The sequence below is a fragment of the Nocardia sp. NBC_01499 genome (genome assembly GCF_045040275.1).
In the GTDB taxonomy this organism is placed as follows: domain Bacteria; phylum Actinomycetota; class Actinomycetes; order Mycobacteriales; family Mycobacteriaceae; genus Nocardia.
The window spans coordinates 48,465-72,494 of record NZ_CP109426.1; the positions used below are offsets into that span (position 1 = coordinate 48,465).

A 24,030-nucleotide genomic window follows, 5' to 3' on the forward strand; every position below is an offset into this window, starting at 1 on the left:
GATTCGGCGCTGAGTACGCATCGTTCGGGTCGTTTCGCTTGACGGCTCGCTTCGCCGTTCTTACCTTCGCAGATATAGCCGAGTGGCACTTGTCTCTGACAAGTGTCACTCGGCTTCTCACAACGGCGTGAGTGGGTGATCACGATGGCAAACCGGAAGGTAATTCATTTCGAGAAGTGGCGGGTGGCGCAAGTATTCGTTGTGCTACTACTCGCCGCGGGATTCGGAGCGACGACGGGATTGCCCGCGCTGGCCTCGTCCTGCGCGGCCGTCGACGTCGTCGTCGCCAGGGGTACCCAGGAACCCGGGTACCTCGGTGCGGTGGCCGGTGACCCGCTCTACGGGGCCTTGCTGCAACGGCTTCCGGTGAGTTCGGTCGCCTACCGCGTCAATTACCCTGCGGACCTGCTCGATCCGGCGTCGATCAGCCGCGGCACCCAGGACATGACCGCCCACGTGATGTGGCAGGCCTCGGTCTGCCCGGACGAGCGGTTCGTCCTGGTCGGCTACTCGCAAGGTGCGGTTGTCACGCACGGCGTGCTCGGCACCGGCATCGTGACGGCGCTCGGTGGCATCAGCTCGCTGCCCGTCGACCTCGAATCGCGGGTCGCCGCGGTGCTGCTCTTCGGTGATCCGCTGCGGCTGACCGGCTCGAACGTGCCTGATCTGTACGCGGGGCGCACCGGGAATTACTGCGCGGCCGGTGATCCGGTCTGTACCGGCGGCGGCGATCCGACCCAGCACTCCAACTACGCCTGGGCCATGTGGCCCGCCGCGCAGCTGGTCGCGAGCCGAGTGTAAGTCTCCCCGGGGGAATCCGCGACGGGGCCGACGTGCTGTCGGTCCCGTTGTCGGCGCGCCGGTGCCGAACCGAATTGTCGTCGTGCACAGCAAATTCTCTGAAACGTCCGTCGTCCTTTTCGATTCGGATACGCTGCGGCGAAATCCCGTGGAACGCGCAGAGTTCGAGTGGTGCGGCCCGCGCATGCGTGATAGGAACAGCAAATGTCCGATGATCCCGACATCGCACAAGCCCGGGTCTTTCTGGACTTGCTCGCCGCACACGCACGCACTCTCGCGCGTGCCATCAATACCGCCGAAAGGACTTTCCAAACGCAGCGGCTCCGCGAACTACATGCCGAGCTGCACACGGTGCGCCACTGCATCGCGCGAATCCACTACCGGTATCCCAATATCCTGCCGACCAACCGCGCTCGAATCTGACCGATCGAGCCCTCGCTCGCGCACAATTCACGAAACCGGATCGTCCGGTAGCCGCGCGGGATTCGCTGCGCCGCGCACGAAATCGCTGACTGATTCATGCGCGGGAAACCGAACGGCGCGCGGGGTGGAGTGGCAACCCCGCGCGCCGGTGGTCAGGGGGTGGTTACCACTGGAGGCCTGGCACCACCCTGGCCACGCGCGCGGCCGGGCCGGGCAGTGCCATGAGCGGCATGAGGACCGGGGCGAGGACCGTCAACGGGCTGCGACCCGGCTCGCCGCTCGGCTTCTTCGGCGCCTTATTGCCCTGTGCCGCAGTGGATTCCCCGAAGAGGCGGAAGCCCTGATGCAGGATGGTCCGCTTCACCGATGGCATCAGCAGATCGACGGCCTGGGCGAAGGTGCCGACCGGGGTGTCGATGCGGTGCGGGCGATCCTCGAGCGCGCGCACCACGATGGTGGCGGCCTGATCCGGGTCCGGGACGGGCAGCGACTTGTAGAGATCGGTCGGCGCGATCATCGGGGTGCGCACCAGCGGCATCCGCACCGAGGTGAACGTGATTCCCGCGTCCCGGTTTTCGACCGCCGCGATCTCGCTGAAGTTGTCGAGCGCTGACTTGCTCGCCACATACGCGGCGAACCGGGGCACCTTGGTCTGCACGGCGATCGAGGAGATGTTGACGACATGGCCGAAGCGCCTGGCCCGCATCGAGGGCAGCAGCGCCAGGATCAGCCGGACCGCGCCGAAGTAGTTGACCGCCATCGTCCGCTCGAAATCGTGCATGCGGTCGGTGGAGTTGAGCACCGACCGGCGAATCGAGCGGCCCGCGTTGTTCACCAGGTAGTCGACGTGGCCGTGCTCGGTGAGGATGGTCTGCACCAAGGTCTCGACCCCGTCGGCGTCGGTGATGTCGCACGGATAGTCATGGGCCACACCACCTTCCGCGCGCACCGAATCGGCGGCATCGGCCAGATCGTCCTTGCCTCGGGCCACCATCAGCACGGTGGCGCCGCGCCGGGCGACCGCGTGCGCGGTGGCGAGGCCGATGCCAGACGACGCACCGGTGATGAGCACGATCCGGCCGTTGAGCGGCTCCTTGGACACCGCGGGCTGGCCGCGATGGGCATCGAGATTATCCCGCCAGTACTGCCAGAGCTGTCCGGCGTAGCTGTCGAAGGACGGCACGGTAAGTCCGGTGCCGCGCAGCTGCGCCCGCGTCGAGTCGGCGATGAACTCCGCCGAGAACGAGGTGTGCGGCGCGACGGCGGCGGGAATCCCCAACTGCTCCAACAGGAAATCGCGCACCGCGGGGACGCCGGGCAGGTGCGACAGCCCGCTGAGCGCACGGGCGCTGAGCGGAACGACGCCGATCCCGGCCGGTGCGCCCGCGGCCGTGGCGAGCGCGCCATAAACGTCGCTGAACGGCTGCGGCTCGGGGTTGACCAGGTGGAAGGTGCGTCCGTCCAAGCCGGGCCTGCGGACAAGGGCGGCCATCGCGGCGGCCACATAGTCGACCGGCACGATATTGGTCGCGCCGAGATCGGGCAGCGGCATCGGCAGTTCTGCGGGCAGCGCGGCGAGCTTGGCGATGGCCGAGAAGAAGTAGTACGGGCCGTCGATCTTGTCCATCTCGCCGGTGCGCGAGTCGCCGACCACGATCGCTGGCCGGTATACCCGCCAGCGCACCCCGCGTGATTCGCGAACGAGCTTTTCCGCCGCGAACTTGGTCCGGTGGTACGGCGAGGTGAGCCGCTGGCCGAGGTCGAAGTCTTCCTCGAAGAACTTGCCCTTGTGGTCGCCCGCCACCGCGACCGACGAAACATGGTGCAGCACAGCGCCGATCGAGCGGGCCAGGGCGAGCACCGACCGGGTGCCCGCGACATTGGCCGCGTGCGCGGTGTCCTCGTCGGCGGTCATGTCGTAGACCGCGCCGAGGTGGATCACGTGGTCGGCCGCCGGTGCCTCGCGGGTCAGGCCGAGCCCGGCCGCGGTGAGATCGCCGACCAGCGAGAACACCCGCTCGCCGCCGCACCATCCGGTGGCGAGGTCGGCGAACTTCTGTAGCGACTCCTCGCGCACCAGCACGTGGATAACGGCGTCGGGCTCATGGTCAAGGAGTTCCTGAACGACCCGCCGTCCCAAGAATCCGGTACCGCCCGTCACGATGTAGGTAGCCATCGCCCTCTCCTGCTGTTTCGTTCGAACCGTGTTGTCGCACAAGTCATCCGGCATGCAGCGGTGAATGCGGAGATTTTGGTTCGGCCGCGAGGCGCGGTAGAGGCGATCGGGCCGAAAGTAGGAACCCCTTCGTCCTGACTTATACGAAACAGTAATGATCCCGATCGGCCCCGGCAAGCGTTCCTTACGGTATCAGGCTGTGGGACTGGTCACCCATCGGTGCAGGTCAAAGGGTAAGTGTTACAACGATTTCCAGGTATACCTTCACTGGTCAATCGTCCAGTTGCTCAGGGCTATCGAGCAGCTATCGTTTCTCGACGCGGGCGGCCGGTAGCTGGACGGGAGACTTGTCGCGGAAGAGCGCTTCGAAGGCGTCCAGATCGGTGGGGCCAGGGACGTTCTGGGTGCCCTCGGTGAACACGGCGAAGCCATCGCCGCCGGCGGCGAGGAAGCTGTTGGTGGTGATGCGGTAGGTGGCGACCGGGTTGAGCGGCTGCCCCGCGATGCGGACGCTGTCACCGATCACCTTGGCGCCCTTGGGGGCTGCGTCGGCGTAGGCGTAGGTGATCCCGGCGAGGGAGAGCATCGCGGGCTTGCTGGCATTGGTCCACTGCTGTTCGAGCAGGCGCAGGACTTGCTGGCCGGTGAGGGTGAGGGTGACGACCTGGTTGCCGAAGGGCTGGACGGTATAGATATCGCCGTAGGTGACCGGTCCGGCCTTGATGTCGGCGCGGACGCCGCCCGGGTTCATGAACGCCGCCACCGCGCCCTCGGGTCCGGCGGTGGCCGAGAGCATCGAGTCCGCGATGACATTGCCGAGCGGCGAGGTGCCGGTGGCGTCCGGATCGTGCGGCAGCGCGGCGGCGGCCGTGCCGACCACCCTGGCCGTGCGCGGGCGGGCCTGCTCGGTATAGAAGTTCACCAGGGCGGCGGCGGCCGGGTCGGGGGTCACGTCGCGGGTGACCACCCGGTTGATCGCCGACGCGTGTACCCCGTCGGGGGCGAAGCGCAGCGTGAGGTCGGTGATGAGCCTGCCGTAGGAGGACGCCTGGGTGACCGACTTGCCGTTGATCGTGCACACGTAGGCCTGGTGGGTGTGCGCGGTGAACAGCGCCGTCACCGCGGGGTCGATCGCCTTGGCGAGGTCGGTGACATTCGACGTGATGTTCGCGCAGCCGTTGTAGTCGACCTGGGCGCCCTGATCGGTGCGCTGGCTGCCGCCGTCGTGCATCAGCGCCACCACCGTCTCGGCGCCCGCCGCCTTCATCTCCGGCACGTACCGATTGATCGCCGCCGCCTCGTCGCCGAACGAGTATCCCCGAATGCCCTCGGGGAAAACAAGATTCACGGTATCGGGGGTGACCGTGCCGACGAGGCCGATCTTGTGGCCGCCGACCTCGAGCATGGTCCACGGCTTCAGCGCGGGCGGCAGCTTGCCCGCGGCGTCGGTGACGTTCGCGGCCAGATACGGAAACTTGGCCCCGGTGAACGGTTCTCCCGGCGAACACCCGTCCTGCGCGCAGCCGCCCTGCTGCAGGCGCGCCAATTCCACTACGCCGTGGTCGAATTCGTGATTACCGACCGACGAGGTGGCCAGCCCGACGCCGTTCAGGAACGAGATGGTCGGCTCGTCGTGGAAGAGACCGGACACCAGCGGGCTTGCCCCGATATCGTCGCCCGCCGCGACCACCGCGCTGGCCGGGTAGGCCGCCTTCAACCGGGCCAGGTGCGTCGCCAGGTAGGCGGCGCCGCCCGCGTCGTAGCCGGAGATCTGCCCGGTCGAACCGGCCGGCGGCTCCAAATTGCCGTGCAGGTCGTTGATCCCGAACAGGTGCACCTCGTCGGGCTTGGCTTGCGGCAGATCGTTCGTCGAGATCAGCGGGATGGCTCCCGCTGCGGTCGACGTCGTCGGCCCACTGCTCTTTTCGCTCGCGGTGCCGCAGCCCGCGACCAGTGCGATGCTCATGACCCCGGCAACAACAGCGGCAATGCGACGGCGCGCGTTCATGCTCAGACTGTCCCACGCGCGGCCCGCCGCGGCCACCGCACACGCCCAGCCCCGCCGGTGTTCGTGCGCCGATCGTGTTCAGTTCACTTTTCTCGTCTGTCGCCGAAATGATTCACTCGACCGCACAGCGGAATGCGGCACACCGAGTGGCGCTGGGGTGCCCCGATTCGGGCGACGGTGAGTGACATACTGCCTAGTCAAAGGGACAGGCATGTGAAGTTCACAACCACATGGAGGGCTCGGTCTTTGACATTCTCAAACAAAACCTGGGTGGTGATGTGTGCGCTCGCCACCGCGTTGGCGCTGCCAGGATCGCCAGCTCACGCCGATGGTTCGCTCTTCGGGGTCGCGCCGGAGGTCGAGAAGCAGATTTGCGACGGCAAAGACCACGACGACCGCTGGTATCAAGAGGTCGGCGAATGGCTGGAGCTGTCACCGGCCATCTTCGACAAACCGGTGCACACCGAAACCCGCGGCGAACTCTTTCAGAATCCGGCGTTCGTCCAAGACACACGGAAGGCGACATGTGAAAAGGAGGACGCCTATAACGAGAAACTGAAGGAGTTGATCACGAAGTACTACAAGCAAGGAAACCTGAACAAGGACTGCGGCACCACCGAAGGCCTGCAACGCTTTATCGACCGAAGGCTCGCTGTTTTCCACTGGATCGCCGCCAGCGACTGGAACGCGCCGAAGCCGCCCGCGCCAACCTGCTCGGCCTGAGCCGCGGCGGCGGTCAGAGAAACCGAGCGACGGTGGCGGCCATCTGCGAGCGGAAGGCGGTCGGCGAGAACGTCTCGGCGTGGGCACGGATGGTGGTGGCGCGGTAGCCGGCGGGGTCGAAGTCGCGCATCGCCTTGGCGAGATGGTCGATGACAGCGTTGTCGGGGCCGTGCGGGATGTGCTCGCCGGTGACGCCGGGCTCGACGGTGTCAAGCGCCCCACCTTGACCGACCGCGAGAATCGGTGTGCCGCAAGCCATTGCCTCGACCGGCACGATGCCGAAATCCTCGACGCCGGGCATGAGCAGAGCCCGGCAGCGCCGGTAGGTGTCGAGCAGGACGTCATGGGGAGTCGCGCCGAGGAAGGTGGTTTCCGGGCCCGCCAGCGTTTCGAGATGGGCGCGGAAACGGCCGTCGCCGAGGATGACCAGCCGGCAGCCCGCTCGTTGGGCAGCGAGGATGGCAAGGTCCGGGCGCTTGTAGGGGACGAGTCTGCCTGCGAAGAGGAAGAAGTCGTCGCGCGGGATCGTCGGTTCGGGGGTGAATCGATCGATCCGCACCGGGGGATAGGTGACCGTCGCTGGCAATCCCCACCAGTCGTTGACGCGGGCGGCGACGGCGCGTGAATTGGCGATGATGTGGGAAAGCCTTGGGGCGGCGCGTAATTCGCCGTGCATGGCCAGTCGTCCCAGTGCGGTGAGGGCGAGTTGACCCGCGCGACCACCTGCCTCCTGCGCGCGGAAGTCCTTGTCCCAGGCCCACCGGGCCGGGCTGTGCACGTACGCGATCACCGGGGCGTCGGTGGCGAAGGCCGCCTGGGTGGCGAAAGCGTGATGACTGACGACGACGGCGTCGAAGCGGTCCGCCAGGGGGAGGCGGCGCAGCGCGCGCGGGACGAACGGCAGCAGCGGGGCGTGCGAGCGGCGACCGGAGGCGGCGTAGGCGCGGCTCAGCCAGGTGTCGTTGACCGTCGTGAGCGGCGGCCGAATGCCCGCCGGATCGACGATAGGCGCGAAAACCTGGGTCCCCGGCCAGGTTTCGGCCAGTTCGCCGACCACCGCCTCGGAGCCGCCGAACTCGGTGAACCGCTCGTGCACGATGGCGATGCGGGGCCTGCTCATTCGTGCTCCGCGATTCGGCGCGGCGCCGCGCGACGGCGGATGGCGGGGGCGACGGGGCGGCCCTCGAGCAGGCCGTCGACGCTGCCCTGCTCGATCGCCTTGCGGTAGACGACGCCCGCCTCACGGCAGGCCGCGATCGTCTCATCGATATCGGCGTCGGTGTGCGCGGCCGAGGTGACGAAGGATTGGCCGAGCACGCCGCGGTGCAGCAGCTCCTGCAGGAACAGGGTGCGGAACGCTTGCGAGGGCTGACCGTCGAGGTCGCGGGTGAGGAAGATGAGGCAGGACGGACGCCCGCGGACCTGTAGGTGCTCGGCGATGCCGAGGTCGGCGGCGACGGCATTGACCCCGTCGGCGAGGCGGCGGCCCGCATGCTCCATCTTGGCGATCGGGTCGCCCGTTCGATATTCGTGTACGACGGCGCGGAACGCGGCCAGCGAACCCGATTCCGGGCCGTGCGTGGTGGACAGCAGGAAGACCCGGTCGTGGTCGGTGCGCAGCCCGCCAAGTTCCATGAACTCGCGTTTGCCTGCGAGCGCGGAGAGCGGAAAACCGTTGCCCATGGCCTTACCCCAGCAGGACAGGTCGGGCCGCACGCCGTACACCGCCTGCCCGCCGCCGGCGGACCAGCGGAAACCGGTGATCATCTCGTCGAAGATGAGCAGCGTGCCGTGGCGGTCGCACAGCTCGCGAACACCCGCGAGGAATCCGGGCTCCGGTTCGGCCAGTGCGGTGGCGGGCTCCATGACGACCGCGGCCACCGCGTCCGAATCCAGCACGGCCGCCAGCGAGGGGAGATCGTTGTAGCGGAATCGCACGGTGCCCGCGGCGGTTTCGGTGGGGATGCCGCTGTCCATCGCGGTGGTGCCGATGAACCAGTCGTCCACCGAGAAGAACGGTTGATCGCAGACGGCGATGGTGGTGCGGCCGGTGGCGGCCCTGGCCAGCCGGACCGCCGCGGTGGTGGCGTCGGAGCCGTTCTTGGCGAACTTCACCATATCGGCGCCGGGCACCAGCGTCAGGAAGTCTTGCGCGGCAAGCAGTTCCAGCTCGGTGGGGCGGCTGAAGCTGACGCCGTCGGCGATGGCGCGGTGCACGGCGTCCAGGACCGGCTGGTAGCCGTGGCCGAGGGTGACCGAACGCAGGCCCATGCCGTATTCGATATAGCCGTTGCCGTCGACATCCCAGACCCGGCAGCCGCTGCCGCGCACCAGGATCGGCGCCATGAACTCGGGATACTGGTCCGCGCCCCTGGCGTAGGTGTGCGCGCCGCCGGGAACCAGCTCGTGCAGCCGGGCCTGCAGCTCGTTGCTGCGGGTGAAGCGGCGCGGTGTCGCCGGATCATCGGAAGTAGGCTCCATGGTGGGCTCCTGGAGAGTCGGGTCAGGTCACTGGCTATCGGTGGGGCCGAGGATCTGTCGGGCGGACTCCGCGTCCGTTGGGACCACCGGACAGGTGGTGACGGCCCATAGGTCGTGGTCACCGCGGCGACCGGTGGGGCCGACATAGCAGCGCATGCGCCCCTCCATGGTCATGCCGACGCGACTGGCGATGGCGGCGGCATGGCCGTCCGCCGGGTCGACCGCCGTCGAGACCCGGCACAGGCCGAGTGCGCCGAAGGCGTGCGCGAGCAGGAGCCGGGTGGCCGCGGTCCGGACGTCGTCGCCGTGGCCGGGATCGGTCCAGACGAACATGCGGGCATTGCGGTCGAACATGTCGAGGTCGAACAGCCGGGCTTCCCCGGCATACGCCCCGTCCACCTCGATCGCCAGCACCAGCCCGCTCGCCGAAGGCAAACCTGGTCGGGCCCAAAAGAATTCGCGCAGCCACCGGAAACGGGAATGTTGCCGCACCCAAGCTCCGTCGGTGTCGGCCGCATCCGAATCGAGTGCGGCACGACTGCGCAATCGGGTCGCGCGCCACCGTCCCCAGTCGGTGAGTTTGCGGCTTCGGATGACCACCTCCGGGTGATCGGGATCGACGAGCCGGATCGCCCGAGCGGTACGCAGGGGATCGAGCAGATGCAGCATCCGCCCCGCGTAGTGGCGCGCCGTAGCGACGAGCACCGCGCTCCTGGGGAACCCGCCGTCGGTCGTGTCGTCGCCCGTGGCGGGCGGTTGCGGGGCATGGGTGTCATAGCGGTCGAGCCAGTAACGCACAAACCCCTTCGGCGGAACATCCGCCCTGGTGACCGCCCACAGCTCGTGATCGCGACGCGCACCGCCCACGTCGAAGTAGTGGCCCATCAACGCTTCCCGCTGGAACCCGATCTCGGCGGCGCCGTGCGCGGCGGCGATATTCTCCGGTGAGATCGGCGCGGTGATGCGTTCGAGTCCGAGCTGATCGAGGCCGTAGTCGAGCAGCAGCGCCGCCGCCATGCCGCCGATCCCGTGCCTGGCGACTTCGGCGTCCACCCAGATGCCCAATTCGGCAGCGCCGGTGGTGGTGTCGATCGAGCCGAGTTCGACCTGACCCGCGAAGCGGCCGTCGACCTCGATGACCGTGGCAAGCCGACGCCCAGCCCTCGCCTCGGCACGACTCGTCAAACACTCACGTACCCAATGGGTTCCGCAATGGCGGGCCGCCCAGTCGAGCGTCGAGCTGTACCAGAACGGTTCGATGAAACGCCGGTCCCGCAGTCGAATTCGCCGCCAGTGCTGGTAGTCCGCGATCTGCGGCGGCCGAAGCACGACGGTGTTACCGTGCAGCGACACGGGACCGAGACTGATGCGCGCCAACGACTTCGGGCTGATCGACATGGGCGCCTACTCGCGCGGTCGCGTCTTGCCAAGCGACATCGTCTTGAGCGCGCCCTCGGTGGAGACGGAAATCCGCCAGTATGTCCCGGTCGTGTCCTTGAGGACGATTCCTCCCTCGCTCTGTTCGGAAACCCATGTGCCGCTTGCCAGTACGGCGGAGCGCAGCGTGCCGTCGGCCGACTGTGCCTGGAAGACATCGGCGGTGTCGCCGCGCCCGGCCTTGGCGACGATGGTCCCGGTGAACGACGGTGCGTGCGTGCTCGTGCGGCCGAGCACGTGCCAGTGCGGCGGAAAGATGGCCGGGTTGAGATCGTCTTCCGCCGTGGAGATCAGGTTCACCGCGGTGCCCTCTGGGCAATTGGCCGGATCGATGCGCAGCTCGATGGGCGGCTTGTCCAGGTCCTTGTCGAACTGGACGTTGGCGAGATACGGCTGGCGGCAATAGATCATATCGAGCCCGACGGTGCGCGCGGCCACCTTGCAGTTGATCATGCCGAACTGGGCCGGTCCGCCGCGGTTGACCTGGCCGACGGACAGCGCGATATCGGCGCCCTCGAACCAGACGTTGGTGAGCCACCAGTCGTTCGCCGCGCCGTCGATGATGATGTGCTTGTCGGTGGTGCGCGGGTCGGCGTCGGACACGAATTCGACGTTGGTGAGCGCCAATCCGGCGTTGTGGTCGTTGCCGGTGCCGAGCACGCCGACGAAGTTGCTGGTGAGCTTGGACGAGGTCACGTAGTTCTGGATACAGGAGGTGACGATCCCGTAGCCGAAATTGTTGATGTCGCAGTTGAGGAACGCGGTGCCGCCGGTATTGTCCTGCAGCACAACGCCGCGCTGGGCGAGGTAGCGCGGATGGTTGTCGCTGAGGTGGTTGCCGCGGATCACCACCGAATCGAACGAGCACCGAAAGCATTCGGAGAGCACGATCGCCGTCGCCTTCGGCCCGGCCAGATAGAAGCCGATCCGGGCGAACCGCACCCGGCTGCGTTTGCGCAGCGTGATGAGGGTGGTGTCGATCTCGCAGCTGATCACCGTGACATCGGCGCCGTCACCGAGAACCGTTGCGTAGTCGCCTAATTCGGGCCAGGCCGTCACGTTGTAGTGGCCCGCGGGCAGGTACATCACCAGCGGCGCGCCCTTGACCGAGGCCGCGGCGGCGATCGCGGCCGTATCGTCGGCGACGCCGTCACCGACCGCGCCGAAGTCGCGCACGTTGCGTGCGGCGGGCGCGTCGGTGACGTGCGGCGAACGGAACTCGATGCCTGGACTTTCCGGGGAGCTACACGCCGCCATCACCGGCACGGCACCAGCCGCGCCTAGCGCCGCGGCAAGCATGCTCCGCCGACGAACCGTTTCACTGCTCAAAGCCGCAGCCTCCCACGAAGTCGCTGCAGCCGGGTGCCCGGCTTGCTGTACGCTACCGCGCCGGTGAGCTTGTTGTCGCCGAATGTGGCTAGTGCGCCACGCAATTGGGGAGCACTGGTGCTGTCGAGCAACACGACGCCGATGGTTTGCTCGCACAGCGGTGCCAGTGCGATCGCGTCGGCGGCCTGGGTGATCGGCGCGATCTGCACCACGACGTGGTCGTAGTCGGTGTGTAGTTTCGCGATGATCGCCGCGAAACGGTTCGAGGCGAGGAGGTCGGGCGTCTTGGTATCGGCCTCGCCGAGCGGCAGCACGGTAACGCCGGTCTCGGGCCACGCGGTCAGCGCCTCGTGCACCGGCGCGGCACCTTGCAGCACCGCCGCGAGTCCGACGCTCGTCGGCGTCAGGGCGTGCGAGCTACCCTGGCCCGAGGTGTCGGCGTCGATGAGCACCACACTGCTGCCCATGTCGGCGAACGACTTCGCCAGTGCCACCGCGACTTCCGGCTCGGAACGTGGCGAGAGACTGGTCAGCATGATGCTGCTTGCCTCGCCTTCGCGGAGCAGCCTGGTGCGCAGCCTGCGCGTCTCGTCGGGTGCGCCGGGGCGGCCCGCGTCGATGATGCCGAGGATGGGCACCGGCAGAATGGCTTCCAGGTTGTTGGAGGTGCGCAGGGTGCGGTCGGTGCGGTCGCGGACGAACGCGGCCGCGCAGCCGAGCACGAGTCCGGCAAGCAGGCCAAGTGCCAGAATGCGTTTCGACTGCGGTCCGCTCGGCGCGGTGGGCACTTCGGCGCGGTCGACGACGGTGAGGCGGGCCGCCGGTGCCGCATTGGGCTCGATGGTCTCCAATTCGTCGACGAGCTTACGGAATTGGGCAACCACCGAGTTGGCCAGATCGCGCGCGCCGACGGCGGTCGACGATTGGACGGTGATGAGGATGTTCGAGGTCGCCGGTGGCGAGAACGCCTTGATCTTGCTCTGCACCTCGCTGACCGACATCTTCAGGCCGAGGTCGTCGATGACGCTCTTGGCGACGGTGGCGCTGGTCGCCAGGTCGAGGTAGGAGCGGACGCGCTGCTGGGCGGCGAGCCCACCCTGGTAGGAGTCGTTGACCGAGGTTCCGGTCGCCATTCCCACGTACATGCTGCTGGTGGAGACATAGGTGGTCGGGAGGGTGCTCAGGTATCCGGCCGACGCGCCCGAGCACAACACCAGTACCGCGATGATGATGACCCAGCGCCTGCGCGCGATATGCCAGTAGTCGATCAGTCCCATGGGGATGCTTTCTTTTCGATGGTGAGCGCCCCGACGAGGACAGGCTCCGCGGTGAGCGTTGTCCGCGCGGTGGATAGTGGTTCGGACCGGGTGCGCCGCCGGTACTCGCGTACCAGCAGCATGATGAGCCAGGAGAGCACGGCGGCCTGCAGGAATTTGCCGAGATTCTCCATGCTGCCCAGGATTCCGCGTTCGAACAGCGCCGAGGCGCCGGTCATCGCGAGCCCGAGGATCACGATCGGGAAGAAGCGCGAATAGAGCGCCTTGGCCCAGGCGAGCAGCAGCAGGAAAGTGAAGGCGGCACAGATGACCACGCCCACGTAGCCGCCGAGGACATAGCCTTCGTTGAGATTGCCCTCGGCCAGCGACACCGAGACCTTGCTCATGTCGACCGAGGCGCCGCGCACGTCCTGTGCCCACGCGGTGCCGGACTGGAACTTGGCCGTGCCGAGTAGCTGAGCGGGGACCAGGCTGGACAAGGCATGCTGTAGCGCTTCGGTTGGCGTGAGCCAGAGGCCCGGTTGGTGGTAGTAGGCGTCGGTCGCGGCCTCGAGTAGGTCGAACCGTCGCAAGATGCTGAGGAAGGGTTGCACGACCGGCGGATAGCTCGAATCGACAAGTGCCGATTCGGCTTTCGCGTAATTGGTCTGTTTCAGCGACTGCAGCCAGCCGAACCCGCCGATGCCGAGCACCGCGATGGCCGCGACCGAGACCGCCTTCGCCTTGGTCCAGCCGAGAATCGCGAAGCGGACGGCGATGGCCATCGCGGCGCCGATGATCGGCGTCTTCGACTGGACCACCGCGGTCCAGACCAGCTCGCCGAGCAGCAACCCGCCGATGATCAGATAGGTCAGTGCGGTGCGTTCGGGCCGGACGAAGATGATCAGTCCGAGGGCGGCGATGGTCGCCAGGATGGCGACGAAGGCAAGGATCGGGTTGGCGCTGTCCACATCGCCCGCGCTGCCGATGGTTCCGGTGGCGACGGCCGCGGCCCGGCCGAGCAGTCCGACGCCGTACATGGCGACGAGGGTCGGCACGAAATCCGGGTCGTTGGTCAGCGCGGGCAGCCGAAGGGGTGGGTGCCGCCGAGCCCAAAGGGCATAGGCGACAACGAGTCCCGCGTAGATCCAGAGTCCGAACACGATGTGGTGCAGCACCAGCGCGATGCCGCGGTCGTACCCGATCTGGGCCAATCGCGGATCCGGCACGTTGTCGCCGAAGTGGGGTTCGGGCTGCACCAGCAGCAGCACCAGCGGTCGCGCCAGATACGACAGCGACCAGAACGCCGCCTGCGCGATGAGGAACACCCTGGCGACGCCGGGGATTGTCGTTGCCGCCACCGCGATGGTCGCGAGCGCGAGGGCGATCAGCAGCACCTCGGTATCGGCGGTCATGACTGCTCAGCCGATCGCATGAATGATCTCCCTGGCCCGGTCGACGTAGCGGTGCTGGCCAGCGACGATCCGCTGATATCCGGCCTCGGCGACGGCGGCCGCCTTGTCCGGATGAGCCGCGCACCAGCCGAGGATGGCGAACAGCTCGTCGGCGTCGGCGAACAGGAAGCATTCGCTGGTGTCCTGCAGCAGCTCGGCGTGCTCGTCGGTGCGTTGGCCGACGAAAAGCCCACCGGCCGCCGGTACCTCGAACGTGCGGCAGGTGTGGGTGTCGCGGTTGTCGGAGTTGAGCAGCACCAGGTTGGCGGTCACGCTCGCGACCACTTCCGAGTATCGCTCGCCGTACACGGCACCGCCGACTTCGGCTCCGGTGGAACGCAATTCGGGCACCCGCCGCCATCCGGGCCCGCGCACGAGCATGCGGGTGCCATGGGTGTGCGCCAAGCCGATCATCTCGGCCCGGCGGTCCGGGCGGCAGACGCCGATGAAGCCGACAAGGAACTGCCGGGTCCCGCGCCGCGCGGTCGGATGGTGCCAGGCGGGGTCGTAAGCGCTGCGCACGAAGGTGACCGCGCGGGCGCCGCGCTCGCGCAGCTCGGCGACATTGTGCCGCTTGGTGGTGACGACGTGGTCCCACTCCGGTTCGTGCGCAAGGTATTCCGCACTGGTGTTCGCGGGGTTCGCGACGTCGTCGGGGCTGTAGTGCACGTGCAGCCGGGCGGGCAGGTCGAGCAGCCTGCGCTGATCGAGGTGGATGCCCTTGAACGCGAATACCATGTCCGGCCGGAATTCCGCTGCGGCCCGATCGATTTCGGCGTGGAGCCGGGCGACGTTCCATGGCGCGCGTCGTCGTGCGAGCTTCGAATAGACCCACGGCGGCGAGAGCCTGGGCGGCAACGTGACCCGCGTGGTGTCGATGACCACCACGTCGTGCCCGGCCTGCCGGAAACCGTCGGCCAGTGAGTGGGCGTTGCTGCCGACCCAGTCATCGCCCAGATAGAGAATCCTCATGATGTCCCGCCCTCCTCCCGCATGAGCACAATCGCGGGACCAGGGGCGGGCGTTACCCGTTCTCTGTTGATCAGGGTGCGGATGCGGAGCAGATACCAAGAGGCGACGGTGAATTCGACGACCACCGCGCCGTAGACCAGCGTCCACACCGAGTGGGTGCGGAACGCGATGGCCAGCGCCGCGGCCGCGACGCAGGTGCCGAGCACCGCGCCGATCAGCACGCCGGTGGTGTCCTGGCGCACCGGGAGCACGGCGGTGGTGACGAACGAGGTGACCGCGGTCGCGGGCAGCACGAAGGTCTCCACCCGCAGCAGTCCGATCGCGGCGGTGAAGTCCTGGCCGAACACCAGGTGGATCAGCAGCGGCGCGGTCAGCCAGACCGCGGCGGCCGCCACCGTCGCGGTGCAGACGCAGGCGACCAGCGCCTGCAGCGCGTGCCGCCAGAAGTTGTCGTCGGCGCTCTTGCGTGCCATCCGTGGCAGTAGCGCGAAACCGATGGGGTCCAAGGTGGATTGGATGGCACGGACCAACCGGTCTCCGGCGGAATACAGGCCGAGCGACACGGCGTCAAGCACCGCGGAGTACACCGCCGCCGCGCCCTGCCCGTATGTGGTGACGAGCAGTCGGGAGATGAAAACCGGTGCGCCGGTACGTAAGACGGTCCGTACGCCGCGCGGTCGGCTCGGTGGTCCGAAGGTGCGCAGCGAATCCCACCAGGTCAGTACGACGGTGGGAATGGACGAGACGAGCAGGCACAGCAGCGCGACCTGGGCGTTCGGCATGCGGGGCAGCACCGCGACCAGCAGGATGAGATATCCGATCCGGCCGACCGCCTGGTAGGCGGTGGAGGCGCCGAAGCGGCCCTGCCCGATGAGCAACCAGTCTTCGGAGGCCGACCAGAGCCCACCGGCGAACAGTCCGAGCAGGATCATCTCCAGATGGATGGGTGCGCCCACCGCGTAGCTGAGCAGCAGCGCGGCCCCGAGGAGGGTGAGCGTGCCCGCACGGATCGCGAGGTAGTCGCCGCGCAACTGGTTGATGTGCCGGAAGCGGTCGCCGCCGAGGTCGGGGACGTTGGCGTCGTGCACCCGGGCGGCCAGATACGAGGTGATGCCGAGGTCGACGAGCAGCGAACCGATGAAATAGGCCGACATGCCGATCGCCAGCAGGCCGAGACCGTGCGTGCCGAGCACCCGCGCGATCAGCGGCACGGTCACGATGGTGACGACGTACTGCCCGTACTTGCCGAAGCTGACGTACCCGATATCGCGGATGATCCCGAGAAAGCCGATGCGCCGGTGCGGAGTTCGACGATGTGTTCCGCCTGGCGCTGGCGGCTGATCCGGAACTTTCGGGACGGTGTGTTCAGCCATGCGGGGTTCTTTCCGATGAATGTCGTGTGCCCGCAGCGTCGTTGCGTTGTGCGATGTCGTGGAGGAAGGTGGCGACCGTGCGCGCCGTTTCGGTGATGTCGAAGTCCTTGGCGCGCAGGCGGGCCGCCATGGCCAGCCTGGTGCGCAGTGCCGGGTCGCCGATGAGGGTGTCCAGTGCGGTGGTGAGTTGTTGTTCGTCGCCGCCGTCGACGAGCAGTCCGTCGACGCCGGGCCGCACGATTTCGGCGGGACCTCCTGGTATCGAGGCGATGACGGCGCAGCCCGCGTGCATGCCTTCCACCACGACTTGGCCGAACGGCTCGGGGAGTACCGAGCTGTGTACGAGAATGTCGGCGTCGCGCAGGTATTCGGCGGGGTCGTCGACGTGGCCGGTGAAAGTCACCGGCAGTGCCAACTCTTGGGCGAGGCGTTCGAGTTCGGCGCGGTACGGCTCCTCGTCGAAGAACGTACCGCCGATCAGAAACACTTGGCGCGGACGAACTTTCGTCGCCGCGAGCGCGCGAAGCAACACGTCCTGGCCCTTCCAGGGGGACAACCGGCCGACCACGGCGACCACAGTGTCGGCGGGCGCACGCTGGTCGGGACGCGGCAGGTCGATACCGAGTTCGACGCCCGGATAGGCGACGAGCGCGGGCCTGCGTCCGATCGGCAAGGTGCTCGCGGTCGTTCGGCTGTTGGCGAGATAGCCGCGGCTGAAGAGTCGGCCGAGCAGGCGCAGCACGAGGGTGGGTAGTCGCCCGAAGTAGTCGGTGGAGATGCGGTCATGCACCTGCCAGACCAGGGGAATTCTGGCCCGGCGCGCGGCGACCGCGCCCATCACCAGGGCCTTGCTGCTCTCGGCCACCAGTACGTTCGCGCCGAGCTCGGTGGCGGTGGCGCCGAGGGTCCAGCCGAGCCGCAGCAACCGGAGAAACCCGGCGATCAGGCGCACCGGGCCGGAGCCGATGGTCATCGCCCGGCTATCGAATCGACCGCGCAGCACCCGGGTTTCGACCCCGCGTGCGCGCATCCGCTCGACCATCGGGCCGTCCTCCGTATAGACCATGGCGACACCTAGCTGTCCCTGGTCGCGTAAGGCCGACACCAGCCGCAGCGTGGCGAGTTCGGCGCCGGACGGCGCCGCGGTGTGCGCGAGAAACAGGGCCCTGCTCATTGCCTGATTGCCCGGTACATCGTGAGATGCCGCTCCGCTGTGACATCCCAGGAGAATGTTTCCGCGTGCGCCCGGCATTGCGCTGGTGTCGGCGCGGTGCCGTGCAGGGCGGCGGTGATGCGCGCGCCGAGTGCGTCGGCGTCGCGCGCAGGCACGATGAGCGAGGCGTCGAGTCCGCGTACCGAATCCGGTAGTCCGCCGCAGTCGGTGACGATGGGCGGGCGGCCTGCGGCCAGCGATTCGAGCGCGATCAGGCCGAATCCTTCGAGGGCGGTGGTCGGCACGACGGTCAGCTCCGCCTGTTCGTAGAGTTCGGTGAGTCGGTGATCGTCGATATGCCCGGCGAATTCGACGGTATCACCGAGTGGTGTTGCCGCGGAGCGTAGTTCGGCCTCGGCGGTGCCGGTGCCGACGATCACCAGCCGCGCCGCCGGATGTTCGGCGAGCACGTCGGGCCAGGCGCGCAGCAGGGTGTCGATGCCCATCCGGCGTTCGAGCCTGCGCACACACAGCACGGTGCGAGTGTCGGTATCGGGCCGAAGTGGGGAGGCGTGGAAGCGATCCAGATCGACACCGGGTGGGATGACCGCGATCCGGTCCAAGGAAACCCGGTAGTCGGTATGTAGTACATCGCGAAAGTGGTTGGACAGCACCACGAATCGGTCCGCACCCGCGTAGCGGAGGCGTTCGAGCAGATACTTCGCGCGCACCGCCGCCGCGCCCTGTCCGGTGAGCCTGCTTTCGGCGGCCCACGGCCCGTGGAAGTGGATCACCAGTGGTAGCCGTCCGCGCCGATCGATGGCGGCGGGCCCGTACAGGCAGAAGTGCCTATCTAGGACGGTGTCGCGGTGTAGTTCGGCGCGATCGAGGAACGCGGTGCGGGCCCGGCGCAGCGTGGAACCGCCTAAGCCGCCCCATGATTGGGCGCCGGGGGCCGCCGCGCCGAAGGCCGCCGCGGACACCTCGGCGTCGGGTTGTCTGGTGAGCGCGTGGTAGAGCTCGGTGAAGTACCGATTGAGCCCGCCCGGCGCGGACGCGAACCACTCCGATCCCGTCATGTGCACCCGGACTATCTCGGTACCTCCCGTCACCCATGCCCCCTACTGGCGGTGATGGCGGACGAGTCGCTATCGGTGAACCCGCCTCTCCCGCAAAAGTCTAGGGGACCGAGCCCCTTCTGGTCGGCAGTCGGCGAGCAACCGAAGAGTCAACCCAGATCGAACAGATTCGGAGTTCGAAACGCACACCCTGTGGCGCGTCCCCCCACGGCAGGTGGGTGCGGCGGATCGGGTCGCGGCGCGACGCTGGTCGAGAAACAGGGCGGGCGGTTGGATGTGCCGATGGAGGAACTGGTGGACTATTGCACGGCATTCGCCGGTGCGTCGCTCGGTGCGCTCTATACCGGACGGGTAACCAAACAATCCGGTCGGCACGAAGTGCTTTCCCGTCCAACGGAGTAAGGGGCTCGACGCCGTTGGGTAACTCTTCGTGCGGTAGCCGCGATGCATAGCGTGCGGTAGATTTCACATCGAGTTCGTGCTCGGCACGGACCGACCCGCGGGGGACTGGCGGGAGGACATGGACAGTGGGGACCCTGGGTTCCGAGGCCGAGCGCGCCGATATCGCCGATATCAGGGTGCTCGTCGAAAACGGTGAGTATTGGCTGCGTAACCGCGGCGATATCGCCATGATGGCCGTGACGGTCGAGCGGTTGCGCGCACGCTGGCCGCGTGCGCGCATCGGTGTGCTCACCCATCAGCCTGGCATCCTGCGGGCGCTGCTGCCCGAGGCGGAGCCGCTCTGCGGTCCCGACTGGAGCTGGGGCCGCGACGGTTGGTCAGGACGGCTATCCCGCACTGCGGGAACACGATTGGTCGGTCCGGCCGCGCTGCGCTGGCGGGCGGTGACCGACGGGCCGAAAGACCGGTTGCGGGCATTACGCTCCGCCGCTCGCCGGCGGGCCGCCGGGCCTGGCGGCACCGAACACGTCGCGACGCCGGCGGAGACCGAATTCCCGGTCGAGATACCGGCCGCCGTCGAACAGGCATCGCTGGTGCTCGCGCTCGGCGGCGGCTACATGACCGACGTCGACCGCTACCAGGCGCACCGCACGCTGAACCTGCTCGAACACGCTCGGTCGCGGGGCATTCCGACGGCACTGGTCGGCCAGGGGCTCGGTCCGCTGCGCGACCCGTCCCTGGTGCGGCGGGCGGCCGAGGTGCTGCCCGACGTCGATTTCCTTGCGCTGCGCGAAGGACGGCGCGGCCCGGAACTGTTGTCGCGCTTCGGCGTCGCACCGGAACGGGTGCTCGTCACCGGCGACGACGCGGTCGAATTCGGTTATCGCCTGCGGCAGGCCAAGATCGGCGCCGACATCGGACTGTGCCTGCGGGTTGCGGACTACTCGCGCGTCAGCGCGTCCGCGCAGGCGACGCTCGGCCGGGTGGTCCGCGCCTGCGCGGGGCAGGTCGGTGCGGGCGTGGTGCCGTTGATCATCTCCGAATACGCCTCCGAGGACCGGCTTTCCACGCTGCCGCTGCTGGCCGGAGCCGCCGACGCGCGGCCAGCCGTCGGCCGAGGCGGCACGCCACACGATGTCGCCCGACAGGTCGCCGGTTGCCGAGTACTGGTCACCAGTGCCTACCATCTCGCGGTATTCGCACTCTCCCAAGGGATTCCGGCGGTCGGCATCACCGCATCGGAGTACTACGACGACAAGTTCCACGGCCTGAGCCAGATGTTCGGCACCGGAATGCGGATCGTGCACCTCAACGACCCCGCACTCGACGAGACGCTCACCGCGGCGGTGCGCGCCTCGTGGGCCGAGGCGCCGCAGGTACGAGATGTCTTGCAGCAGAAAGCAGTCGAACAGATCGAAGCAAGCCGGGCCGGGCTCGAACGAGTCTTTCGCCTGGTGGAAAGCGGACCGGTACGCCCGGGCCATCAGCTAGGGGGATAGGTATGACAAGACTGTCGGTTTGCGTTCCCGCCTATAACTCGGGGCGCACGCTGGCCACGACGCTGCGCTCGGTGCTCGACCAGGACGTGGATTTCGAACTGGTGGTGCTCGACAACGCCAGCACCGACGAGACGGGCGATATCGCGCACGCGGTCGACGACCCGCGAATCCGGGTGCTGCGCAACGACACCGTGCTGCCCATCGGGGCCAACTGGAACAAGGTGATCGAGGCCTCGACCGGGGACCTGGTCAAGGTCGTCTGCGCCGACGATGTGCTGCGGCCGGACGCGCTGGCCGCACAGCTCGCGGTGATGGTCGGTGACCCGTCGATCGCCATCTCGTCGAGCCGATTCGAGGTGATCGACGAGGACGGCCTGCTGCTCGAGAGCGGGCTCGGCCTGGCCGGATTGCTCGGCAGGCAGAGCGCGCGGGCGCTGGCGCGGGTGATCGTGCGGCGCGGGCCCGCCGATTTCGGGCCGACCGCGGCGGCGATGTTCTACCGCAAGCACTTCGACCTGGTCGGCGGACTGCGCGGGGACCTGGTGTTCCCGATGGATGTGGACCTGTTCGCCAGGGTGTCGTCGTTCGGTGTCTTCTTCGGCATGACGGAAATCCTTGCCGCCTGGCGTAATTCGTCGTTCAACCTGTGCAGCCGCACGTCGACGGTGAGCAAGTTGACCGACATGTACCGGTTCCATCACCGCATCAAGGGCGACTATCCACACCTGGTGAGCCGCGGTGACGTGCTGGCCGGTGATACCCGGTTGGCGCGGGCGGCGTTGTACCGGCTGCGGGTTCGCACGGTGGCGACCGTGCGGAACCGGCCGGATCTGCTGGTCTGAAAGCTTGCTGGCCTGAAAGACGCCGAAGCCGCCCCGGACCACCGGGGCGGCTTCGACGACTGTCGGCTCAGATGGTCCAGAGCCGCCCGTAGGTGTAGACGGTGTCGCCGTTGGCGGTGACCACCTTGACGAACGGCCGAATCGTGGTCTGCCCGATCACGCCCGTGACCGTGCCGTGGAAACCGGACATCCGGATCATGCCCGCGGTGCCGGAGACGTCGCCGCCCGCGCATTCGACCGTCTGGATGCCGGGGCCGACGTTGACCTCGATTTCAATGCCGGCCCGGGGGATCAGTCCGTTCAGCTTGAGGAGCGAGGCGTTGTCACCGCCGAGATCCACCCCGACGTCCGGTGTCGAGTACCCGAACTTCAACCGCCCGGTCAGCGTCGCCGGATAGCCGACCTGATAGCCGATGGTGATGTGCCCACGCCAGTCGCTGGCGTTGGGCCCGGAGACCTTGAACGCGGCCTCGCCGTTGTGAAACCACTCGCGGGTGAATGGATTTCCGTCCAGTGGCGGCACGAAGTCGATCCGCGTGTCGGACTGGATTGCCTCGACCGTACGATCCTGCTGATCGACGATCTGGCTACTGCTGTCGACGACCGCTCCCGCGGTGCCTGTTCCCAAAGCGAGCCCAGATGCCACCACGGTGGCGATCGCGAACATTCGGACGCTTCGGCCGCATTGCTGCGTGATATCCCTCATCAGGTTGTCCCCTCTGCACACACACCTGGCCGAGCGTGGTCGTTCGCTCGACGCCCGCTCCCCGGCACGCGGGAGCGTAGAACTCATCCAACAACTTGTGGCGATCAGGTGTTCGGTAATCGAAATCATGTCAGTTCAAGCGCATAGAGCAAACGGGCAACTAATGCGCTGGGGGACAGCGAATTCGAGGCACATCATCCTCCTTTGACGGTCGAGTCGGCGGGGTCGTCGACGATCCAGCAGCCGTCGAGTTCCGGGTAGCGGGCGCGGACCTCGGGCAGCAGATCCGGCAGCGTGAGCAGCACGAGATCCGGTCGGGCGGCGACGAGTTCGTCGGGCGAGATGATCGGCACGTCGGTGCCTGGCATCCGGTGGCCCTGCTTGGCGGGCGACGCGTCGGCGACGGCGGTGATCAGCCCGCGATCGACGCCGGCCAGGCTGAACAACGCCACCGCGCGTGAGGCCGCGCCGTAGGCGAAGACCCGATCGCCTTGCGCCGCATGCCTGGTGAGCCAGCGCCGCAAGGCCTCGGCATGTTCGTCGGCGGCCTGCTGCAGGCGGCGGACCGCGGCGGGTTCGGTGTATTCGGTTTCCCGCGTACGGAGTTCGCGTGCGGCGGCATCGGGCTGGTGCGTGCCGTGCCGTGCGCCGACGAGCACGGTTCCGCCGTAGAGGTCGAACCGCCACGCGGTGGTGATGCTCATGCCCGCCGTCGCCAGCAACCGGCCGAGCGCGGACAGCGAGTAGTAGGCGAAGTGGCCGTGCCGAAGCGCGTTCCACTGACCGGCCGCGACAATGGTTGCCAGCGAATGGAATTGGATGAGCAGCAGGCCGTCCGGTGCGGTCGCCGCGGCCCGCTCGGCGAAGGCCGCGCGTTGATCGGGCTCGTGCATGAGGCCGAAGCAATCGAGCACCACATCGGCGGCGCCGTCGGTCGGAGCGTAGCCGCGCTCGGTCAGCAGCGGCACCCAGGTGCCCCCGTGTGGACTGCCGAACTCGCGCACCGAATTGCCCCGCAGCAGACCGGCTTTCGCGACCCTGGCGACGGCGTCGGCGGCCTGCTCGCGCAGCGCCGCCGGTTCGATGCCGCGCGGCTCCTCCGCGCGGGTGTCGTCCTCGGCCAGCTGCGCGAGACCGCAGAACGCGCACAGGTCCATCCGGAGCGGGTACGCGGACTCGGCGAGCCCGACCGGGGTTGCGGCGAGCGGAAAGAAGTCCGCGGCGGGGACCATGCCGAGATCGAGCACCGGGCTGAGCCCGGTGCTCCCGCAGCCTCGGCACACGTGCCCGCTATCGGGGAGAATCACGACCGGCCCTTCCGCGGCGGCCCGTGGCGGCGTGCGCGCATGGCACCATGGCGTGGTGCGCATCGAGCAGACCGATCTGGCCGACGTCCTCGTGCTGATACCGGAACCGTTCCGCGACGAACGCGGACTGTTCACCAGAACCTTCGACGCGGCGGAATTCGACACCCACCTCGGCACGCCGGGTACCGCCGCCGCGTTCGGGCAGGACTCCCAATCCCGTTCGGCGGGCGGCGTTATCCGCGGCATGCACGGACGGTCCGGGCGTGGTGAGGCCAAGCTGGTGCGCTGTGCGCACGGCGCGGTGCACGACGTGCTCGTCGACCTGCGGCGCGATTCGCCGACGTTCGGGCGGCAGCAGGCGTTCCTGCTCGATGATGAGACGTTCCGGCATCTGTATGTGCCGCCCGGCTTCCTGCACGGCTTCCAGGCGCTCACCCCGATCGCCGACGTGTGCTACCGCATCGATCGCCCGCACGATCCCGCCGAGGATATCGGCGTCGCCTATCACGACCCCGACCTGGCCATCGCCTGGCCGCTGCCGGTCACCCTGGTGTCCGCGCGCGACGCCGCCGCGGGCAGCTGGCAGCAGCTGCTCGCGGCGTTGTGACG

At 67.9% G+C, this 24,030-nt stretch carries 20 protein-coding genes; 6 read left to right on the forward strand and 14 right to left on the reverse strand.

Annotated elements, in window-relative coordinates:
• Positions 1–183 precede the first annotated feature (183 nt).
• Together OG203_RS00165 and OG203_RS00170 are read left to right on the forward strand one after the other, a co-directional pair.
• A complete protein-coding gene (locus OG203_RS00165; protein WP_405163576.1) occupies positions 184–801 on the forward strand; it encodes a cutinase family protein in 618 nt (205 codons plus the stop codon).
• 204 nt (positions 802–1,005) lie between these two features.
• A complete protein-coding gene (locus tag OG203_RS00170; RefSeq protein ID WP_405163577.1) occupies positions 1,006–1,224 on the forward strand; it encodes a hypothetical protein in 219 nt (72 codons plus the stop codon).
• Positions 1,225–1,387: 163 nt separating this feature from the next.
• On the opposite strand, the gene OG203_RS00175 is transcribed toward OG203_RS00170, so the two are convergent.
• Both OG203_RS00175 and OG203_RS00180 read right to left on the reverse strand, forming a co-directional pair.
• Positions 1,388–3,400, reverse strand: coding sequence for an SDR family oxidoreductase (locus tag OG203_RS00175; protein WP_405163578.1), 2,013 nt, complete (start codon positions 3,398–3,400; stop codon positions 1,388–1,390).
• A gap of 304 nt (positions 3,401–3,704) precedes the next feature.
• Complete coding sequence (locus OG203_RS00180; RefSeq protein WP_405163579.1) at positions 3,705–5,408, reverse strand: bifunctional metallophosphatase/5'-nucleotidase; 1,704 nt, start codon at positions 5,406–5,408, stop codon at positions 3,705–3,707.
• A 276-nt stretch (positions 5,409–5,684) separates the two neighbouring features.
• Here OG203_RS00180 and OG203_RS00185 point away from each other — a divergent pair, with 276 nt between their 5' ends.
• A complete protein-coding gene (locus tag OG203_RS00185; RefSeq protein ID WP_405163580.1) occupies positions 5,685–6,131 on the forward strand; it encodes a hypothetical protein in 447 nt (148 codons plus the stop codon).
• 13 nt (positions 6,132–6,144) lie between these two features.
• On the opposite strand, the gene OG203_RS00190 is transcribed toward OG203_RS00185, so the two are convergent.
• The 10 genes from OG203_RS00190 to OG203_RS00235 are packed head-to-tail and all read right to left on the reverse strand — an operon-like array spanning position 6,145 to position 18,665.
• Positions 6,145–7,251, reverse strand: a complete 1,107-nt coding sequence (locus tag OG203_RS00190; protein WP_405163581.1) for a glycosyltransferase — start codon at positions 7,249–7,251, stop codon at positions 6,145–6,147.
• Positions 7,248–8,612 (reverse strand): glutamate-1-semialdehyde 2,1-aminomutase, encoded by a 1,365-nt coding sequence (locus OG203_RS00195; protein WP_405163582.1) that lies wholly within the window; start codon positions 8,610–8,612, stop codon positions 7,248–7,250. Before OG203_RS00195 ends, OG203_RS00190 begins: the two co-directional genes overlap by 4 nt.
• A 27-nt stretch (positions 8,613–8,639) precedes the next feature.
• On the reverse strand, positions 8,640–10,010 hold the full coding sequence (locus OG203_RS00200) for a GNAT family N-acetyltransferase (protein WP_405163583.1): 1,371 nt from the start codon (positions 10,008–10,010) through the stop codon (positions 8,640–8,642).
• Between the two features lie 6 nt (positions 10,011–10,016).
• Positions 10,017–11,378 (reverse strand): glycosyl hydrolase family 28-related protein, encoded by a 1,362-nt coding sequence (locus OG203_RS00205; RefSeq protein ID WP_405163584.1) that lies wholly within the window; start codon positions 11,376–11,378, stop codon positions 10,017–10,019.
• Positions 11,375–12,655: a GNVR domain-containing protein gene (locus OG203_RS00210; protein WP_405163585.1), complete on the reverse strand. Its 1,281-nt coding sequence runs from the start codon at positions 12,653–12,655 to the stop codon at positions 11,375–11,377. The genes OG203_RS00205 and OG203_RS00210 overlap by 4 nt, the downstream gene beginning before the upstream one ends.
• Entirely contained in the window at positions 12,646–14,049 is a 1,404-nt protein-coding gene (locus OG203_RS00215) for a hypothetical protein (RefSeq protein ID WP_405163586.1), read from the reverse strand. Before OG203_RS00215 ends, OG203_RS00210 begins: the two co-directional genes overlap by 10 nt.
• 6 nt (positions 14,050–14,055) lie before the next feature.
• Entirely contained in the window at positions 14,056–15,060 is a 1,005-nt protein-coding gene (locus tag OG203_RS00220; protein ID WP_405163587.1) for a glycosyltransferase, read from the reverse strand.
• Positions 15,057–16,433 carry a lipopolysaccharide biosynthesis protein gene (locus OG203_RS00225; RefSeq protein WP_405163588.1) on the reverse strand — a complete coding sequence of 459 codons (1,377 nt, stop codon included), beginning with the start codon at positions 16,431–16,433 and terminating at the stop codon, positions 15,057–15,059. The genes OG203_RS00220 and OG203_RS00225 overlap by 4 nt, the downstream gene beginning before the upstream one ends.
• Positions 16,426–17,607, reverse strand: coding sequence for a glycosyltransferase family 4 protein (locus OG203_RS00230; protein ID WP_405163589.1), 1,182 nt, complete (start codon positions 17,605–17,607; stop codon positions 16,426–16,428). Before OG203_RS00230 ends, OG203_RS00225 begins: the two co-directional genes overlap by 8 nt.
• The gene (locus OG203_RS00235; protein ID WP_405167736.1) at positions 17,604–18,665 is read right to left on the reverse strand and encodes a glycosyltransferase family 4 protein; all 1,062 of its coding nucleotides are present in this window, start codon (positions 18,663–18,665) and stop codon (positions 17,604–17,606) included. The genes OG203_RS00230 and OG203_RS00235 overlap by 4 nt, the downstream gene beginning before the upstream one ends.
• 527 nt (positions 18,666–19,192) lie before the next feature.
• Between OG203_RS00235 and OG203_RS00240 the strand changes: the two genes are divergently transcribed.
• Both OG203_RS00240 and OG203_RS00245 read left to right on the forward strand, forming a co-directional pair.
• Positions 19,193–20,566 carry a polysaccharide pyruvyl transferase family protein gene (locus OG203_RS00240; RefSeq protein WP_405163590.1) on the forward strand — a complete coding sequence of 458 codons (1,374 nt, stop codon included), beginning with the start codon at positions 19,193–19,195 and terminating at the stop codon, positions 20,564–20,566.
• A gap of 2 nt (positions 20,567–20,568) precedes the next feature.
• The gene (locus tag OG203_RS00245) at positions 20,569–21,408 is read left to right on the forward strand and encodes a glycosyltransferase family 2 protein (protein ID WP_405163591.1); all 840 of its coding nucleotides are present in this window, start codon (positions 20,569–20,571) and stop codon (positions 21,406–21,408) included.
• 67 nt (positions 21,409–21,475) lie between these two features.
• On the opposite strand, the gene OG203_RS00250 is transcribed toward OG203_RS00245, so the two are convergent.
• Both OG203_RS00250 and OG203_RS00255 read right to left on the reverse strand, forming a co-directional pair.
• Entirely contained in the window at positions 21,476–22,114 is a 639-nt protein-coding gene (locus OG203_RS00250) for an MspA family porin (protein ID WP_405163592.1), read from the reverse strand.
• A 194-nt stretch (positions 22,115–22,308) separates the two neighbouring features.
• Positions 22,309–23,421: a class I SAM-dependent methyltransferase gene (locus OG203_RS00255; protein ID WP_405163593.1), complete on the reverse strand. Its 1,113-nt coding sequence runs from the start codon at positions 23,419–23,421 to the stop codon at positions 22,309–22,311.
• A 55-nt stretch (positions 23,422–23,476) separates the two neighbouring features.
• On the opposite strand from OG203_RS00255, the gene OG203_RS00260 reads away from it, so the two are divergent.
• Positions 23,477–24,028 (forward strand): dTDP-4-dehydrorhamnose 3,5-epimerase family protein, encoded by a 552-nt coding sequence (locus OG203_RS00260; protein ID WP_405163594.1) that lies wholly within the window; start codon positions 23,477–23,479, stop codon positions 24,026–24,028.
• The last annotated feature ends 2 nt before the right edge of the window (positions 24,029–24,030 follow it).

Excerpts from the sequence above, each read along its gene's own strand:
- OG203_RS00170 (WP_405163577.1), top strand. The coding sequence starts at position 1,006 with ATGTCCGATGATCCCGACATCGCACAAGCCCGGGTCTTTCTGGACTTG.
- OG203_RS00175 (WP_405163578.1), bottom strand. The coding sequence starts at position 3,400 with ATGGCTACCTACATCGTGACGGGCGGTACCGGATTCTTGGGACGGCGG.
- OG203_RS00180 (WP_405163579.1), bottom strand. The coding sequence starts at position 5,408 with ATGAACGCGCGCCGTCGCATTGCCGCTGTTGTTGCCGGGGTCATGAGC.
- OG203_RS00185 (WP_405163580.1), top strand. The coding sequence starts at position 5,685 with ATGTGTGCGCTCGCCACCGCGTTGGCGCTGCCAGGATCGCCAGCTCAC.
- OG203_RS00190 (WP_405163581.1), bottom strand. The coding sequence starts at position 7,251 with ATGAGCAGGCCCCGCATCGCCATCGTGCACGAGCGGTTCACCGAGTTC.
- OG203_RS00195 (WP_405163582.1), bottom strand. The coding sequence starts at position 8,612 with ATGGAGCCTACTTCCGATGATCCGGCGACACCGCGCCGCTTCACCCGC.
- OG203_RS00200 (WP_405163583.1), bottom strand. The coding sequence starts at position 10,010 with ATGTCGATCAGCCCGAAGTCGTTGGCGCGCATCAGTCTCGGTCCCGTG.
- OG203_RS00210 (WP_405163585.1), bottom strand. The coding sequence starts at position 12,655 with ATGGGACTGATCGACTACTGGCATATCGCGCGCAGGCGCTGGGTCATC.
- OG203_RS00215 (WP_405163586.1), bottom strand. The coding sequence starts at position 14,049 with ATGACCGCCGATACCGAGGTGCTGCTGATCGCCCTCGCGCTCGCGACC.
- OG203_RS00220 (WP_405163587.1), bottom strand. The coding sequence starts at position 15,060 with ATGAGGATTCTCTATCTGGGCGATGACTGGGTCGGCAGCAACGCCCAC.
- OG203_RS00225 (WP_405163588.1), bottom strand. The coding sequence starts at position 16,433 with ATGGCTGAACACACCGTCCCGAAAGTTCCGGATCAGCCGCCAGCGCCA.
- OG203_RS00230 (WP_405163589.1), bottom strand. The coding sequence starts at position 17,607 with ATGAGCAGGGCCCTGTTTCTCGCGCACACCGCGGCGCCGTCCGGCGCC.
- OG203_RS00235 (WP_405167736.1), bottom strand. The coding sequence starts at position 18,665 with ATGACGGGATCGGAGTGGTTCGCGTCCGCGCCGGGCGGGCTCAATCGG.
- OG203_RS00245 (WP_405163591.1), top strand. The coding sequence starts at position 20,569 with ATGACAAGACTGTCGGTTTGCGTTCCCGCCTATAACTCGGGGCGCACG.
- OG203_RS00250 (WP_405163592.1), bottom strand. The coding sequence starts at position 22,114 with ATGAGGGATATCACGCAGCAATGCGGCCGAAGCGTCCGAATGTTCGCG.